This window comes from Paenibacillus sp. Y280, assembly GCF_056786335.1.
Genome location: NZ_JBXCIW010000032.1, coordinates 35,840 through 54,355 on the forward strand (window position 1 = coordinate 35,840; position 18,516 = coordinate 54,355).

An 18,516-nucleotide genomic window follows, 5' to 3' on the forward strand; every position below is an offset into this window, starting at 1 on the left:
TAATGTGACCACACTTTTTAAATTCTTTTACTTAAAGGCGTAATATCCACAGTAACTACTGTTTGAGAGGATAGTTCCCCTGTTTCCAAAAGTAATGGTCCATGTATAATACATTGACCCTTCCTTAGATTAGCAATTTTTGTTTCTAATTTCTTTCTTTCTTGTGCTTCACTACTTAAATTAGATGCAATATAGGATAATTCTTGTTCAGGTTGTCCAAAATAAATCTTTTGTGATGCATTCTGAAGTCTTGCTAGCTCATCCGTTCCTAATTGTGATTTAAGGAATTGTGTAGCGTACCAACCTGACCATCCAAATTTTCTGCCTTCAGTCAATATTTTTGAAGATGGAGACAGTTCAGTATGATCCAAATTCTGAGCTTCATCTAATACAACTGGTATAGGTTTTAGTTTGTTTCCGAAACGTAAAGTAAAGTTCCACAGATCCCATAAGATAAATTCAGTAATTATTAGTTGTATTTCACGTGGGTATCCTGTAAGCTGTACAATAAAAACAACTCCGTCAGAGGATAATATATTATTCCAATTGAACATGTTGTCTTGTGCAAATACTTTGCGATCAATGAATGGACGAATTTGGGATAGTGCGGTCTTTGCATAATTACTACCATCCTCCTCCAGCATTTCTCTTAATGCTTCTAAGCCCATCTGATCAGCATACTTATTTAAACCATTTAGGACTGCTTCATAAATAGAATTCTGTTGTTGAATACCAAGGGTACTATACACACTTGAAAATACACATTTTATTCTCTCAGCAATATCAGTATCAGACTCAGGAAGAGTTAATCCTCCAATTTCTCTCACATTTCTTCGAAAAGGATTTATAGGAAACTTATCATTATAAACTACGCGTTGTTCTAACTTATTTCCAAGGAATTTAGTGAATTCAGGCTCCAACTGATTTGGCAAGAATCCTTCGGTATAATCTACTACAATACTTGGTAAGCCTTGTTTAGAAAATTCTAAAAGCAAACATTGCATAAAATACGTTTTTCCTTGTCCTGATTTTCCTGATATTAGCAAATGTCTATTTGCTAGTCCAATATTACCATACTCCCAATAAATATCTTTATTACTGTTTTCAGCCCGTCCGATTAATATTCTTATTTTATTAAGATCCTGAGTTTTTTCCTCCACTACAACCGTCTTTAATTCAATATTATTTATATCATCGAAAATTTCTTTTTGCTCTTTAATTCCTTCGTATGCATCATCCTTTATATTCTCTCTAGTAACTTCATTCTGATCTTCTTGTTGACCTTGAAATAAATGTTTTTGTTGAATTGGTATAATTTCTTCAATAATTTCTTCAATAATTTCTTCAAGTTCTATTTTAACTTTATCATCTTTTTTATTTACTTTAATTTTTTGATCCATATTGTATATAAACTCAGTACTATTATTAATTTGTTCATGTTCTATTATGACATCTTCTTTGCTTTGTTTACTACTAATAAGTTCTGAAAGACAGTCTTCTTCTTCACGATCTTCTACATTATATAAATAGGATAACATTGTTTCTCTTACAAAATCGTTTTCACGATTTTGAATCCAATTATACATATCATTCATTGATTTAGTTAATCCTGTATATCCATCTGATTCTGGTAAATTCACGTAAGTCACTGCATCAGATAATTCTGACTCTCTGATGTGTGTGTTAGTCTGAAACGATAAAACAGCACCTTCCCCTAACACTTGATCAGTTTTAAATGAAATTATCATTTCATTACTTAGTAGTTTACTTACTGTTGATAAGCTAATATCATAGTTTTTTTCAGGCCAAAAGCCACTATAATGTAATTTAGCTGCATTTACTAGATAAAGCTGTGCAAAGAAATAACGATAAAACTTAGAAGTAAAAGGTTTATCTTTATTACATAACGCTTCTTTAAAGATTTTCTTTGTCTTGGTCACCTGTATCTTCGCCTTATCCAACACAGGTTTAGAATTCACTCCTATTTTCACTTCAACCGGATAAAAATGAACTATGAGTTTTTCATCTTTCTCCTCAATCCCCATCAGTAATAAATCGTCGCTATGAGAACCCTTTAGACCTAGATTTTTTGTGGTAAATAACCCTTCCGTCTTGTTAAGGCTAACGCTACCAGCAACTCTTAATATTTCTTCTAACGATATTGGTACCCATTTAATATTTGAATGATCAAAGTAGGCTAATGCAAACTTAATAGCTGATATTATACTTAATTTTTCCCTTGAATAATGTCCCTTACTTCCAACAATCCTAAGCAACCACTCTCCATTAAAAGTATTAAATGCCTTAATTGTATTAATTGCTGTCTCATTAGTAGAGATAACTTCTTTACTTTTAAGAAATTCTTTTATGACCTCAAAATATTGATCGGATTTATTTGTAACTGTTATTGCATCGTATTTATTAGACGACGAATATTGATCATTATAATGAATGACAACCAAATTCTCACTTAGATTATTAAAATACTCTAAATCTAAGTTTGAATCAATAAAAGTAACCCAATGAGAAGATGAAAATATTGCATTAAGATAAGCCTCTTCTGCGGCCGTTGTCCTAGAGAAAATGACCTCTCCTTTACGATATGAATCATTGCCATCATTCTTTAAGTTAGCAGCAAGCTCATTGACCATACTTGCTACTTGTACAAGATAGTCGTTATTGTTTTGCCTATAGTTTTTAAGACCGTATCCACTTTTATAATTTTCTAACCCCTTCATAGATGGTACTACTGAATATAGTCCTTTTAAAGCAATCCCTGTTGACATTTCTGTCATAGGTTGAATAGCATATTTTTCTTGAAGATTCATTCTATAATAGGATATGTGTGCATACTCAAATTCATTTGTAGATTCCTTCTTATAGAAAACAATTGATTGGTGCAAAATACGTAAAACATCTGTTGAATCATATTCATCAAGTTTATCTATATTCAAGTTAAATATTCTTTGGAAATCTTGAGGTGTTGGGGCTTTACTTAACAAGTCAAATGAACTTTCAAAGTTTCCCTCGCGATATATGGTAACTTCAATTGTCCTTATAGAATTTAGTTCCCTTTTCTTAATTGTATCTATCATCCATGATAATATGCCTCTTACTACCTCATGATCATTTTCAATATTGATAACATTTACTTTTAATGGTGATTTGGAGTAAGTATTAAATAAATACGAAAAATGCTCTTCAAATTGTTTTAATTTATCTTGGATAATATTAGCCAAATATTTATTTGCATCTGATACACTAACTTTTTTTACCGGTTTAAATGTTATCCATTCAGTAGCAACAGCTTGCACATCGGATTTATATAACTTTTCTGAGTCACCACTTAGATAAATATAAGGCACCAAACTATCTGGCCGTAAACGAGTTAGTACTGAATTTTCAACAATTTCATCATTTAAAGAGTTTATGATTTCAATTTGATACGCAACATTTAACGGATGGAATGGAGTAAACATTACCTCTTCATTCGCTTGTAATGCACCTAATTTGAAAATATCAAGTCCTCTAGACCCTGCTGCAACACCATCTGTAAAACTATCTACTTCATTAATATACGCAGATATATATTCAATACCCAGTTGTCTTAATGATTCGTCCATATATGTTAAGCTTGGAATATTCCCAATTACTCTAAAGCGGTTTACATAACGATTATAGGCTTCACGTAAAGGAATGCTAACCTCAATATCCACAGAAATAATCGTCCCTGATTCTAGAATTCCAGCTTTAAATCCTTGTTCAACCCATGTCTGCTCCCAATTAAGATATGTACTTAGTTCATGATTTGCATAAAATTCACGGTTTCCAAAGACCAGCTTGTTACTTGAAAGTGCTTTTTGAAAACTTCTTTTTTCTTCCCTCTTTAATCTCCAAATTCTAGATGTAGTTATTGGTACTGTTTCTGGATGCTCATTTTTAAACAGAACAGGCACAATTACTTCAACATCTTTATAATTCAAAAATATCAAAAGTTCATTGTCATCATTAAATGTATCGCTTTTAAGTTCTAGATGATAAAGATATTCTTTTAATATAATTATAGTTTGTTCATGCTTGGTTATTTCTATGTTCTCTGTGTATAATCCATCTCCAATTAATTTCGTTTCGCTTTCCAAATTGGAAATTATTGCTTTATTTGAAGGATCTACAAGATAATTAGTTTCAAAATCCTTAAACATTTCGGACTCGATTGGTAGCACCGCAATATACAGTTCACAACCAAGAGCTGCCTTCCCATCATGTTTATAACTAACTTTGCAAAATGCACCTTCTTTTGTTTTTGTTTTAATATTTATTGTCATATTTACTCTTCCTGTATGTACATCAACAAATGATTTACTTTTTTTATCATATGACACACTAGAAGGATCCAAACTTTTAATTACACCACCAAATGAAAAATTACATGTAAGTTGAATATTCTCTAGACATTCCGGATTGAATATAATAATATGACGTTTTCGATTTCCAGCATTTGTTGTTTCTTTTTGCGGTTTATTCCAAATCAATAACTTCTCCGAAACTTTAACTTCAACTAGTTCTAACTTTGCATCACCTTTTTCTTTTACGGCTTCCTCATAGCCTTTTTGGACAGTTGTAAAATCTACATCTTCCCAATTACTCGATTTTAACTCTCTTGAATATTTAGATGATATTTTCTTTTCTATATGATCTTCCTCAAAGCCTAACTCATGATACTTTCTAACAAAATCAAATAATTCTCTATTTCGTTCAAGTCTATTTTTGACTTCTTTAATACTAAATGTACTTAAATCAGTGTCTTTAAAAAGCCCAAAATGTTTATAATCATCTGAATTAATTGTCCCTTTTGATAGTGCAGCAAAAATTTCCTCAAAATCAAAAAAGGTTATTTGTTGAAAAACTAACTCACTTAAAATCTGATCCATTCGTTCAAATAATATAATTTGTTCAACTTTAGTAATTATTTTCTCTTCAATATCAGCTTTTAACTTCTTTACAAAAGATTTAGGGTGGAGTGGCATACCTTCTTTTTGCAAATCACTACTCCCTCCCGAAATAGAATCCAAGGGGTTAGATACAATACTGAATAACGCTGCCCCCTCCCATTCATTCTTCTGGTCACCAACTTGATTTCGTAGAGTTACTAGGAAGTCTGGATTTACAGTGTCGGAAGTATTTGCAATTACAAGTTTCACATTTCCTAATTGAAAGAAAAATGTTTCGTATTCTCCACCTAATTGGTGGCGATAACAAAATGGATTTGCTAGATTATTTAACTTAAAAGAACTAATAATTTCTTTTACATCATCCTCTTTATCAACCTGAAGATAATATCTATCACCTGGTCGAAGATTAGAATCTTTAAAATATTTCATAAGTAATTCAGTAACATAATTATAAAATTGGTTTAACATATTGTGCATCCCCGCTATCGCTTTTTTTATCGATGTAGTTTAAACTATCAAGCAACTCAATAACTGTTTTTTTGGATATTCGGTCTAATTTAACTCCTCGTTTTTCGAATTCCTCAAATAATTGATTTAACGGAATTCTCGAGTCTTTGACACATACTGCAGTTAATAATATAAGCATTTCATGGCTTAAATTTAGAACAGTACCCGAACTCCCTCTAACCTTTAAAAAGTCACTACCACCTAAGTCCTCAATATACCCACCAAATTTTTTGGCCGCTGTTTCCGAAATGCCTTCTGAAATACTCTTAAATAACACTTGAAACGCTTCCTGTATTGTCAATGGTTTTTCTTTTTCAGTGACGCGTTTATCAAATATTAATCTATATTTTTCGATCCATTCCTGCAGACTCTGCAAGTAATCTGCTTTATCATTCAATTCCATCTCCTCAAACTTTTCAAAAATTTCTTTGTATTGAAGGAAATTATAATTCTCATCTATTTGATTAGAATTACTATAACTTAATTGAGATAAAGTGTGCATATGAACAAATAAATACTTAGATTTTTCTCTAACACGTTTAAAACCTTCAGTCTCATCTGCTGCTTTTCTACGTTTACCAATATTCCCTTCCCAATCTAAAGCATAGTACAATGGTGTAGAGCGATTATATTCAGCTTTTTCGAACACATCAAACTTCAATAAAAGTTGACAAACATAGTTAAAAATATAAAAACGTGTTATGAGTAGAAATGTATTAATGAAGTAGTCTTTATGTTTACTTAAGAACATTAAATCTGAACAATAGAGATCTTGTAGAAATGGTAATTTATTTTGATAAATCATAATAGATTCTTCACTTAAACTTACATCTAACTTGTTTAAAATCAGTTCATCGAGGATATTATCCGTTGTCTTAATTAAAAAGATATTTTTCACATCACTATTGGAACCCACCAAAATATCAGCAGTGAATTTGGATATTTTCCTGTAGATTTCTTTATCTTCTTCAGGTAAATAATTATATAAATAAGGATGTGTAATTTTCATCTCGTTTGTGTATCCATACAAATAATCCTGTAAGAATCTTTCAAGATCAGTTTCTAATGTTGCTTCATAATTCATATCGTTTTTTATAGCTGATATTAACGGATTCTCTTCAAAGGGGTCCGAGATTATTTTACCCAATTTGACATTACAAATCTCCCGGACTATGTTGCCACTTAATTTATAATAAGCATCCTTTAATTCTTTCATTGCATGTGTTGTAAAAGGCAATATTGCATTAACCTTACCCGTTTTGTGTACTTTATGTTTAAGTAATTCTTCTAATTCATAAATGTTTAAAGTATAACTCATTATTAAGCCTCCTTCTCAAACATAAATCCATAAAATTCATCTTTTGAAATTAAAAACACTTTTTTCTCACTTTGAATATGAACAAGCAATTCTTTATTTTTAGCACCATTAGTCATCATTTTGTCCATAAACTCTATAAATTTTATGGAATCTTCATAATCTTGTTGATTAGGAACATAACCATTCATAATCATTCTTAATAGCTTAAATAAGGAATAGTCGATTTCTATCTCAGCAATCTCATTGTTATCTCCAAGTTCATACGCTACAGTAAATTTATTATTAAAGTTATCAAGCACATTGCCTTTATTCACTTGGATATGTTGCATAGAAGGTTTAAACTGCAATTTTTGAGCAAGCCTAAACTTTGCTTGCTCATTAGAAATGTAAATATAGTCTCTCCGTGGAGAACCTTTCCACCTGAACATTGATTCCTTAACTTCACTATATATATCTCTTATTATCTCTTTATTGGCTGTATTATATCCATACAAACGATAAATAAATGAATCAAAAGTGCTGTCACTTATAGACTTGTAAAATTCATCATTCGTTAAAAATGCAGTTAGTATTACTGATTCAGCAAACTTTAAAAAAGGAGCATTTTGCATATCTGTTTCTTTAGATAAAGGCCCAAGTAGCTCCCTACCTTTAGTATTTTGAATATGTATACACACCACATTTTCCACATCATTTAGCGTATATAAATCAATAGTAAGTTGATCAATGTACTTTGAACGAATTGAATACGTTGGGTTCAACATATTCATATGTCTCAATATGAAAGAACGGTCTTTTCGATTAAATAATAAATGTGGTAATGAATTATTTAATTTTGTAAACTCATCTAATAAATTGTAAGGTGTCATATCCTCCACCACTAAAATATCAATCAAGAAGTTCAAAAACGATCTAGCAGAAATTACGAGTTTGAACTTTATAATGCTTTCTATAATCAATTTAATAATTGTATTTTGAACCTGCACATCCTGCATAAAATCATAATTAAAATGACTGATCGTATATATATTATTTTTAGTATCTTCTCGATAAGCTTGATAGAATGGATTATTTTGATTTTGTTCAAATACTTTACTCATTAGTCCTGAATAAAAGTCTGATTGTGTTCCATTAACAGTTAGCTCATAGGGATGATAATCCCCAATGCAAATTAAATCAAAATTATCAGATGAATAATACTGAGTTGTTTGTTGTGAAAAGAGACCACTTTTATTAATAAATTGCTTTAACCCATTAAAATCATTTTGTTCGTCATTATGTATAAAATTATGAAGTACCCCCATATTTATTGCTAATAACGTTTTTTGACCAGACTCCTCGATTTGTTTATCTGTAAAGCCTATTAAAGAGAGCTTTAATGTTTCTAAAGCATTCATATTGGGTGAATAGCTCTCTGTAGCATCATTTATAATCGAGTAATCATTGACTAATTCAGAATGTTTAGATTTAAGATATGCAAGCAGATGAGACTTACCGTCCCCGACACTACCGCAAATTAGAATCAAATTTGATTTTGTACCCCCCTCTTTATTTTTAAGAATATCAACAAGATCACTTTGAACTTTTCGATCTACATGCAAATAATCTTTAAACGCTGTAAATGCTTGTGCACTTTCAATGGCCTCTTTTGATGAATCTTGTAGACGTTTTAATTCACCAATAAGGTAACTTTCGCCACTTTCTAGCTCAATGTCAATTGATAAGTCTGTTGGAACTGACTCTTCATTTTGCTCACTTACTTCATCCTCTTGGATTGTAGGCTTAACTAAAATGCTGCCGAACATTTTGCTGATGTAATCCTTAAGTTCTGCTATATTATCTTTGGGTCTTGGGTATTCATATTCTGGTACGAGCTTGTTTTCTTTGGAGTAAGATTCATAAAACCACAATGCAACTTTATACATTAGCTTGTGCGCCTTAACCGCTAGCTCTAAATCTGGAATAGTTTCATGAGCGCCACGATTGCCAATTTTCCTCAAACTATGCAAATTCATTTGAATATCGGCTGCAAGATATCCTCCAGTTGATAAATATCCAATTCTGTCAAATAAACTTTTATATTGAACTTCTTGCGTTTTCAAATTCTCAAGTTCAAATATAGTAGTTACTATTTCCTCTAAGAAGTTCCTCGCTTTAACCATTGCGCTTCCTGGGTCTTGAAAAAGTAGTTGTTCCATAACTAGTGCATTATCAGCTGCTTTAGATGAAAGTTCTTTTATAAACACTAAAAATTGATCACTCAATTTTAACCCTCCTAAATAAATTCTATTTTTCTAGTCAAAAGTACTATTGTTGAATCGTAGATTTCATAGTTCATAAGTCTGATTCTATCATACAATTATAAAATCCTTTTTTATATAGATTATTACTAATTTAAAATTCCAACATACTAATATCAGGAATAATGAATGTCACCTATAAACTTTATTGTATTAATTATTAAAACTATTCAACAACAATCATCTTCGTGTCACTATGTAATAGTCATCAGATAACTTTATTTATTCTATCTTCAATAAAATTTGAATTTACTCCTTTTATTATTATGATCAACAATTTATTTAATTAACAGGGCAAAAGTATTACGATTGAAGTACCCTCTCCTAGTAAAACTTCCTTATTCAATTCGGGATACCCACTACATCAAAAATTAAAATTTGATAATTGCTGAGAAGTCCTCTATAAAAGATATAGTTCGACTTCCTTCGTTAATTTGTTATCAATCAGCACGTCTGAAAGAAAAAGGGCAGATTTGTGCTCATTCTAACTGCGGATATAGGGAGCTGAGAAGAAGAACTATCATAGCGGCGTACTAACTTAACTTTTAATAAGGCTTCTCTATGTAACGATCATTATTGCATTTTGCACTCTTAGCCCCTATTAAGACTTGGACAGTACACCTCTTACTTAGATAAAATGAAATCAAACGGAGGGGAACAATGACTTATCCTTCAAGAAAAAGGTTGTAGCCAAAGGAAAAGAAATTGGTAATATGACTGCGGCGCATCAACATGAGCTGATATCCCTACGGTGGTCCAGAGAACTGAACCGTAAGGACTGGATCAGTTAGATGAGAATGTGTTAAACAAGCTCCGTTTGTTCATACTGCAGATGATTATGCACAACTGGTGAATGAGATTGAAAACTTAAGAAGCTCTTTGCAGAGCAAGCCTTAGATAGGGACATTCTCAAAGACCTACTAAAAAAACGTACCTGCACTTGCGGATAACATAGAGAGTGCCCAGAAATATACTGAACAAGGTCATAACATCAGCTCTGTGTTGCGTGTATTAGAGGTCGAACGATCCACGTATTATGCCCGAGTGATTTGAGAGCAACAGGACCCAAAAAACATATTCAAAGGGTCGCTCACCCCGCACCTGGTTATTCTTATACATAAGACGGCAAGTCCGTTAGCGATGAACAGATTGTTCCACCTAAGTCAATTCCTTTATCTGTCAAGACCCAAGAATCATTTTCTCTCAGAATACATTCTGCGTCCATTAAGGATTGAAATAGATGCTTTGCTTGTATACCTAATTCCTTTGCTAAAGCTGTAGTTGATATTTGCTTCTCGCTCATTTGGACCTCCTAGTTATCTTTCCCATTTAAGCCCTACATTTTGACTGTTCCTTCTTGTCCTTATCTACATTCACTGCTTACTACTTTACCCAATCTCTCAATAAAATACCTTTGAAGCACTTGATCTCTACAGAAAACGTAACAACCCTTCATGCCACGAGATATTAAAATCTTGTATATATTTTTAACGAGAACATTAAGTAGATCAGGACTGTTTTTAAGTGCCTTCTTGGGTCAGATTGGAAGATGATCCATGTGCCATACGGTTGAGATTACTGTGGTGTCACGGATTCAGGATCCATCCTTGTATAGTGCTTAGGTCTTATTCTACAAAAGTCCTATAAATTCCTTTATTCGACAATTAAATTGAAACAAATCCCACCCCACTCCTATCGACCAAAAGCCCGAAACCCCTCAACATACTTCACCTAATCCCACCTGCTTTTCGAGTAATTAAAAAAAACCAATACCCTCGTTGATTAAGGTACCGGCTTCTAACGTCTTGTACATACGAACGCTCACTTCTCTGCAGTTACCGCGAAATACACGGGGAATATCCCGAATTTCAACCACTTATTACAGGTATGCACTTTAATATCTCTAAACCCTGCGTCTTCCAGCTTTTTCTTTACATCCTTCATGAATAGATAATTTGCTTGTGAGCGGTTGAACTTATTATTCGAGCTGCTCGAATTAAAAAGCTTATGAACCGCATATTGGATATATTTTGTTCTAAATATTCCTTTTCTAGAGAACAAATAATCAAATATATATCCTGAACCATGAACGAGCAAAAACACCTTCCCTTGCAGGGAAAGCACACGATTCATTTCTTTCAGCACCTGTTCTGCGTTTAGATACTGCAGCGCCACTCTGCACACCGCAAAATCGACGGAGTGACTCTCAAGCGGGATATGATGTGCATCTGCCACCTTTGCCATAATGTTGCAATTAACATCCTTTAATTGTCCAACTAGCGATTCTAACAGCTCGATCTGATTTGCGTTTGAATCAAATCCATATATGATGTCAGGTTCGTTTTGGAGGAGAGAGATTATCGTCGCCCCACCGCCGCAACACAAATCTAGTATATTTTTTTGGTATTTGGCTTCCTTCAATAGAAGTGCATCAAAAAAATCAGGATCATATACCTGCCTATAATGCTCGTAACAGGCATAGCCAAACTGATTATCTATAATCTTCAGATCACTAGATACAACACCGAGCGAAATCATAGTATTCATTTCCTCAGCAGTCGGTCGTTGAATGTTTGTTCTGCTCATACCATTTTCTCTGCAATAAAGATAAGCTGCGCATCCCAGCAACCGTTTATTAAAAATAATGTCCGCTTTTATGCTCAATTCACCCTATCCCCCAATTTGAGGATAATATTTGCTTATAGAAGTACATTTAAAATCAGACAGCAAGCTTTTTATTTTTGTATAAGTATCCCCGAGCCCATAGTATCTTCTAATGTTATTTGACCAAGAAGTGTTAAAGATTCGAGGTTGGTCATGGTCTAAATCATAAGGATGAATATAAAACACAAAGGAACCGTTATTTCCTATAATTCGGCTTGCTCCTAAATGAAAATAACGATAAGGGTATATGCGAAAATAACCGCCTCCTCCCCATGGGAAATTAACTCCAGCTAAGCGATATACAGGCAGCGGTATTTCCCATAGCTCCTCTTTTATTTTAAAAGAATGAGAAACGGATGCATCCAAATTGAATTTGGAATATAGATTGTTATATGTATTTGGAATTATGCTGGAATCGTAAGAAAAACCTTCTTCTATTAAAATTTCAAGCGCCCACTCCGTCATCGAAAAACAGGGTGCCCGATAGCCATGCACTTTTGAACCGACTAATTGTTCTAAGATGTCCTTTGACATTATAATGTCCTGTTTAAATTGCTCAGGTGACTGCTGATAAACCAAACGATGGGAATAACCATGCGAAGCTATTTCGTGACCTCTTCGATGTATTTCTTTAATCAAATCCGGCCTTTTTTCTGCGATCCATCCCAGGACAAAAAAAGTTCCGATCGAATCATTTTCGTCCAACAAATCCAAAATTTGATGAATAGGCTGCTCCAGCCTTAATTCGTAGTTCTCCCAGTTCGATAGTGATAATTGCGGGCTGCAAAACCAATCCTCCACATCAACAGTAAATGCCATTTTCAAAGACATCCCCCCTTATCTATTATTCATCAATCTCTATCATATGGCAAGATTTGTATTTACTAGTAAAGTACAACCATTCAGCGAATTATGCATGAAAGCCAGCTAACCTTACCTCGCAAATGCTGTGGATTGTAACAATCGTGTGATCGCTTCGTTTGATTTCTTCAAAACCTCGTTTATATCCATGGTGAGTAATCGCCTATCCTTCATGACGATACGCCCGTTTACCATTGTCAGAACAACATCCGAAGATTTTGCTGAGTATACAATTCGTGTATAAATGCTTTGTTCGGTATTCACTTGCGCTTGACTCGGCCACGCATGTGGCTTTCTCAAATCAAGGATAGCCATATCCGCCTTCTTTCCAACCTCAATGCTGCCAATCTCTTTTTCTAATCCAAGGGAACGGGCTCCGCCAAGAGTTGCCATTTCGAATGCCTTTTGCGCACTAGGCTGAATTGTCGGATTGAGATGAAGACCTTTTTGAACTAAAGCAGCCAGCTTCATTTCTTGAAAAACGTCCATATTGGTATGGTCTGCCGCATTGTCTGCCCCAACGCCAATATTGACTCCGTGTTCAATCATGCTTGGAATGGGGGCTATCCCGGAAGCTAGATACAGATTGGCTGTAGGACAGTGAGCCGCATGGGCACCACGCTTCGCTATGATTTTGATTTCCTGATCGTTCACGTGAACGCAATGAGCCAAAACAGTCCTTGGAGTTACCAGTCCAATAGAATCCAAATAATCGATTACCCGCATGCCTGTCTGCTTTATAACGATCGCTTCTTCCTCTTTCGTTTCCGATGCATGTATATGAACACGAGCGTTGTATTTATAGGAAAAGTCAGCCGTTAGCTTCAGAAGCTTCATCGTGCAAGTCAAGGAGGAGGCTGGGCAGAAGCAATACCGAATTCGCCCCCCATCGCGTCCTTCCCATTTTTCAAACAGCTTCAGACTCTCTTCGAATGCTATATAGGTGGGCTCAACCATGTCGCTCTGATCAATTCCTCCTGGGCTCTTCCTATCTGCCATTTTTTTCCCCGAGAAGGCTCTGATTCCTGTCTGCGCGATTGCCTCGAAGGCGCTATCTGTATAGTTAACGGACTCCATATCGTAGATCGCTGTAGTGCCGCCAAGAAATAGCTCCGCAATTCCCAGCATACCGGACCAATAATTTGAATCTCTATCATGTGCAGCTTCTAGGCTTAGAATTTCGTCAAGCCATTGATTGAGATTTTTGTCAGCCACCAGATTTCGAAAAAGCGTCCGTGTAAGATGGATATGGGTTTGGATAAGCCCCGGAATAAGTATTTGGCCTTCGGCATGAACAACTTCGTCAGCTTTGTCAACAATTTCATCCAAATCGCCAATCGCTTCAATACGATTTCCCACAATGAGAACATCCTGATCCAATAGGACTTCTCGATTAGGGTTCATCGTGACAATCGTTGCGCCACAAATTAAAATGCGTTTATCCACTTCTATTTTTATTCCCGCCATAACAAAACCTACTTTCTCGACAAAAACGATCCCGGTGCGATTAATACGCGCTTTAAGAAGATCTCAACATGATCCGGTCATACTTTCCCCCTAGGTATTCGACCCAGTATATGAGCTTTTTTCACAAAAGGTGTATGACACAACAACAGGAAAGCTCTTTTAAAAAGAAGCAAAAAGCCTGACGGAACTACGCCGTCAGGCTGCTGCAATCAGGTTAACAGAAACAGTTGATGTCTCTGTCTTACCGCTAACCTATGGTCTCCACCAGTTTCCTGAAATGAAGAGCAGGTTAAGCATATTGAAGGAATCACTGAAGTATGATTCTTTCTTATTTTTCATCCAGTCCCAACCAGCATTTACCCAAGCTTGGTGAGCAGTGTTAGTTGTAGCAGCGGAGATGAATGGCGATACGAATACAGCTGTAGCATAAGATCCTCTAACATTGCCATTCAATTGGTATCCGTCTTTGATGTTGTTCGGATTGTTGCCTGCTTTGCCTTTAATCCATACTGCCATTTTGTCAGCGATAGCCTTGCCTCTAGTATCACCGTACAAAGCGTAATCCATTACGATTCTTAACGGAACACGGCTTGCATTGTAGTTGTACTCATTTGTTTCAGGGAATTCGTCCAAAAAGTTTTGTGGAGCCGGTTGTGGCGGGTTGCCAACAACGAAATCAGAGATCAGACCCGTGCTAGGCGAGTATTTAGTTGAGAATTTGCTGTAAAGGCTGTACAGGTTATTGATAACATTCAACCATGTTTGGTCTCCTGTAACTGCATGGAAAGCTCTCAGGTGGGAAAGCATCCAGTCAGAAGGACGAGTGTTCAAAGCATCCTTCGTATCCCAGTCACCAAGGTTAAGTCTGTTGTTAGTCGTTACATTGCTAACTTTAATTCCGTTTGTAATCATTTTCTTCGCTTCTGCCAAATAATTGACTGTTCCCGTCGATCCCCATTGGCGATCTGCAAGAATTAGGGAATAAGCGATGTCGAGGTCTCCGTCAGTTGCGGAGTCGAAATGACCTTGAGCGTTTTTGTTATCCGCTATAACCCAACCCATCAGGTTAGCATTGTTCGGGCTTTTGAAAGCTCTTGCTGTTTTGAATAGACCATCGTAAATCTTTCTAGCATTCGTATCGTAGCCAGCCATCAGAACAGTGATAATCATTCCATATCCTTGTCCTTCAGATGTACCAAGCGGCTTAAATCCATCAGCATCACCAGTAATATCGCCTTTTACATAATAAGCGCCAGGCAATGATGTCAGGTTATTTCTCAAATGTGCTGATTTCCAGTAGTCATAATAAGCTTTAACTGAGTTATTAAGAGATGTTTGGCTTACATGGTTTGGCTTAATGATACCAGGGTAGCTAACTTGCTGAGGGAAAGGTTTCTTTTCTCCAGCTGCATGCACCGTAGGTTGAATTTGAGCAGGCGCACCCAGTACTGTCGTCAGCATAGTTGTACAGAGAAGAATACTGCCCATTAATTTCATAATACCTTTGTTTGATTTTAAAATATTCAATGAAAACTCCTCCTTTTATTATACTTCAAAATTTTTTGACTCTAAAAATTGCTCCTTCCCTTTTTTGATTATTAAAGCGCTTTAACTTTTAAACACTATAAGTTTAAGCGCTTTAACTTTTGGTCAAAAGATAACATGCTTATGGAAAAAAGCATTTGGTATGATACAAGGCTGCATAACGCGCATCTGTATCAACCAAGTTACTTTATGACCCTCAAATTTCATTGAGAGATTTATAATATCTTTCAGCAAACTTTCTGTTCTATATCATTATTTTATAAATCAAAACGAGCTCCACATTCTTCTGTTTTTAAAGGCCTGACGGAGTTACCCGTCAGGCTTAATCGGATCTTACTAATTATGAACCATATACTTCGAAATCAAAGAGTGAATATCCATATGCGGTGCCTCTTGCTGTTCCAAGTACTCTTACATATCTTCCGCTTTTAGCTGTAAACGTAACATCATCAATTCCGCCATTGCCGGTAGTTGTTGTAAAAGCATCTGTCCAAGTGCTTGCATCTGCGGAGACTTGGATTTTGTAGCCTTTGCCGTAAGCAGCTTCCCAGTTCAATTTCACTCGGTTAACGCTTTTTGTTGTACCAAGGTCAACATAGATCCATTGGTTGTTGCTTCCTTCAATACTTGCCCATCTTGTAGTTGAATTGCCGTCAGTTGCTTTGGAAGCTTCAAATCCTGCTCCCTCTACTGAGCTTGCTACAGCCGTCTTGCCAAGAGCAAAGTTAGTGCCGGATGAAGCTGCACTTGTCGTTGCGCTTGCTGTATTGCTGTTAGCTGATAGGTTGCCTGCTGCATCAACAGCTTTTACCGTGTAGCTGTATGATGTGGATGCCGTTAGACCTGTGTCGCTGAAAGTAGTACCTGTTGGAGTGCCAACTTGAACGCCGCCGCGGAATACGCGGTAACCTGTTACACCAACGTTATCCGTCGAAGCTGTCCAGCTCAAGTTAATTTGGCTGCTTGATGCTGCTGTTGCAGTCAGACCAGTTGGAGCTGTTGGTGCTTGTGTATCGGAGGCGCTGTAGTTTGGTTTCCACCAGTTTCCTGAAATGAAGAGCAGGTTAAGCATATTGAAGGAATCGCTAAAGTAAGATTCTTGCTTGTTCTTCGCCCAGTCCCAACCAGCATTTACCCATGCTTGGTGAGCGCTGCTCGTAGTAGCTGCCGAAATAAATGGCGATACGAATACCGCAGTTGCATATGTTCCTCTATCGCTACCATTCAGTTGGTATCCGTCTTTTACGTTATTCGGGTTACCGCCTGTTTTGCCTTTAATCCATACCGCCATTTTGTCAGCGATAGTCTTGCCTCTAGCATCTCCGTACAAAGCGTAGTCCATAACGATTCTTAATGGAACACGGCTTGCATTGTAGTTGTACTCATTTGTTTCAGGGAACTCGTCCAAATAGTTTTGTGGAGCCGGTTGTGGCGGATTGCCAACAACAAAGTCAGAGATCAGACCCGTGCTTGACGAATAAGATGCTGTGAATTGGCTGTACAGGGTATACAGGTTGTTAATGACATTCAACCAAGTTTGATCGCCTGTAACATCGTAGAAAGCTCTCAAGTGGGAAAGCATCCAGTCAGAAGGACGAGTGTTCAAAGCATCCTTCGTATCCCAGTCACCAAGGTTAAGTCTGTTGTTAGTCGTTACATTGCTAACTTTAATTCCGTTCGTGATCATTTTCTTCGCTTCTGCCAAATAGTTGATTGTACCTGCAGATCCCCATTGGCGATCAGCAAGAATCAGAGAATAAGCGATGTCGAGGTCTCCGTCAGTTGCGGAGTCGAAATGACCTTGTGCACCAGCGCTATCCGCTACAACCCAACCCATTAGATTAGCGTTGTTCGGGCTTTTGAACGCTCTTGCTGTTTTGAATAGACCATCGTAGATCGTTCTAGCATTTGAATCGTAGCCCGCCATCAGAACAGTGATAATCATTCCATATCCTTGTCCTTCAGAGGTACCAAGTGGATTGTATCCGTCAGCATCACCAGTTATATCGCCTTTTACATAGTAACCGCCAGGCAATGATGCTAGGTTATTTCTTAGATGTGCGGATTTCCAGTAGTCATAGTATGATGCAACCGAGCTATTCATAGATGCTTGGCTCACATGATTAGGCTTAATAATACCTGGATAGCTAACTTGCTGAGGGAATGGTTTCAATTCACCTGCAGCATGAGCTGTCGGTTGATATTTAGCAGGCGCACCCAGCAGTGTAACAAGCATTGCTAGACAGAGAAGAATGAGGCCCATCAGTTTCGTCGTACTTTTGTTTGATTTTAAAGTGTTCAAATAAAACTCCTCCTTTAATAATAATTCAACGATTTTCGACGCTACTAATTGCTCCTTTCCCAATTAATAATCATTAAAACAATTAAACGTTCAGATAACCAAAGTTTAATCGTTTTAATTTTTAGGGTGGAAAAAGTAAGTTGCTTATGGAAAAAAGTATTTTAGATGATACGGAGTGCATATGGTACGCATCTGCATCAACCAACTTACTTTATCACCCTCAAATTTCATTGAGATATTTACATCACTTCTTATGTGAGTAAATGTAACACATTGATTTTGTTTCTGTCTACAGAAAAATTTCACGAAAAATATTTACTTATTTTGGTATTAAAGTTTTAGTGGAAGTAGTATTTCAGCTATATAAATCAAATAAACTTGATATAAATAGATTTCCAAGCCTGCAAGGGGGGCTCCACATTCTTCTGTTTTAAAAAGCCTGACGGGTTATCCCGTCAGGCCTTGCACTATTTTACTAATTAAGAACCATATACTTCGAAATCAAAGAGTGAATATCCATATGCGGTGCCTCTTGCTGTTCCAAGTACTCTTACATATCTTCCGCTTTTAGCTGTAAACGTAACATCATCAATTCCGCCA

The 18,516-nt window shown here is 35.9% G+C and carries 9 protein-coding genes and 2 pseudogenes; all 11 read right to left on the minus strand.

Annotation, left to right across the window (positions count from 1 at the left end; translation table 11 throughout):
• Positions 1 to 17: 17 nt before the first annotated feature.
• Positions 18 to 5,420 carry a DNA phosphorothioation-dependent restriction protein DptH gene (gene dptH / locus AC1TPC_RS25115; RefSeq protein ID WP_482069473.1) on the minus strand — a complete coding sequence of 1,801 codons (5,403 nt, stop codon included), beginning with the start codon at positions 5,418 to 5,420 and terminating at the stop codon, positions 18 to 20.
• Positions 5,401 to 6,777: a DNA phosphorothioation-dependent restriction protein DptG gene (gene dptG / locus AC1TPC_RS25120; RefSeq protein WP_482069474.1), complete on the minus strand. Its 1,377-nt coding sequence runs from the start codon at positions 6,775 to 6,777 to the stop codon at positions 5,401 to 5,403. The genes dptH and dptG overlap by 20 nt, the downstream gene beginning before the upstream one ends.
• 2 nt (positions 6,778 to 6,779) lie before the next feature.
• Entirely contained in the window at positions 6,780 to 9,041 is a 2,262-nt protein-coding gene (gene dptF, locus AC1TPC_RS25125; RefSeq protein WP_482069475.1) for a DNA phosphorothioation-dependent restriction protein DptF, read from the minus strand.
• Positions 9,042 to 10,188: 1,147 nt separating this feature from the next.
• Positions 10,189 to 10,380: a phage antirepressor KilAC domain-containing protein gene (locus AC1TPC_RS25130; RefSeq protein WP_482069476.1), complete on the minus strand. Its 192-nt coding sequence runs from the start codon at positions 10,378 to 10,380 to the stop codon at positions 10,189 to 10,191.
• A 60-nt stretch (positions 10,381 to 10,440) separates the two neighbouring features.
• Positions 10,441 to 10,593 (minus strand): annotated as a pseudogene (locus AC1TPC_RS25135) (DNA/RNA helicase domain-containing protein); the annotation flags it as partial.
• Between the two features lie 305 nt (positions 10,594 to 10,898).
• The gene (locus AC1TPC_RS25140; RefSeq protein WP_482069477.1) at positions 10,899 to 11,663 is read right to left on the minus strand and encodes a class I SAM-dependent methyltransferase; all 765 of its coding nucleotides are present in this window, start codon (positions 11,661 to 11,663) and stop codon (positions 10,899 to 10,901) included.
• Positions 11,664 to 11,747: 84 nt separating this feature from the next.
• Positions 11,748 to 12,560: an XrtA system polysaccharide deacetylase gene (locus AC1TPC_RS25145; protein ID WP_482069481.1), complete on the minus strand. Its 813-nt coding sequence runs from the start codon at positions 12,558 to 12,560 to the stop codon at positions 11,748 to 11,750.
• Positions 12,561 to 12,674: 114 nt separating this feature from the next.
• A complete protein-coding gene (locus tag AC1TPC_RS25150) occupies positions 12,675 to 14,069 on the minus strand; it encodes an amidohydrolase family protein (RefSeq protein ID WP_482069478.1) in 1,395 nt (464 codons plus the stop codon).
• A 252-nt stretch (positions 14,070 to 14,321) separates the two neighbouring features.
• A complete protein-coding gene (locus AC1TPC_RS25155; RefSeq protein ID WP_482069479.1) occupies positions 14,322 to 15,596 on the minus strand; it encodes a family 8 glycosyl hydrolase in 1,275 nt (424 codons plus the stop codon).
• Positions 15,597 to 15,954: 358 nt separating this feature from the next.
• Positions 15,955 to 16,599: a galactose-binding domain-containing protein gene (locus AC1TPC_RS25160; protein WP_482069482.1), complete on the minus strand. Its 645-nt coding sequence runs from the start codon at positions 16,597 to 16,599 to the stop codon at positions 15,955 to 15,957.
• Between the two features lie 21 nt (positions 16,600 to 16,620).
• A pseudogene (locus AC1TPC_RS25165) lies at positions 16,621 to 17,799 on the minus strand (family 8 glycosyl hydrolase); the annotation flags it as partial.
• Between the last annotated feature and the right edge of the window lie 717 nt (positions 17,800 to 18,516).

Bases quoted from the DNA above. Each gene is read 5' to 3' on its own strand.
- dptH (WP_482069473.1), bottom strand. From the start codon at position 5,420: ATGTTAAACCAATTTTATAATTATGTTACTGAATTACTTATGAAATAT.
- dptG (WP_482069474.1), bottom strand. From the start codon at position 6,777: ATGAGTTATACTTTAAACATTTATGAATTAGAAGAATTACTTAAACAT.
- AC1TPC_RS25130 (WP_482069476.1), bottom strand. From the start codon at position 10,380: ATGAGCGAGAAGCAAATATCAACTACAGCTTTAGCAAAGGAATTAGGT.
- AC1TPC_RS25140 (WP_482069477.1), bottom strand. From the start codon at position 11,663: ATGAGCAGAACAAACATTCAACGACCGACTGCTGAGGAAATGAATACT.
- AC1TPC_RS25145 (WP_482069481.1), bottom strand. From the start codon at position 12,560: ATGGCATTTACTGTTGATGTGGAGGATTGGTTTTGCAGCCCGCAATTA.
- AC1TPC_RS25150 (WP_482069478.1), bottom strand. From the start codon at position 14,069: ATGGCGGGAATAAAAATAGAAGTGGATAAACGCATTTTAATTTGTGGC.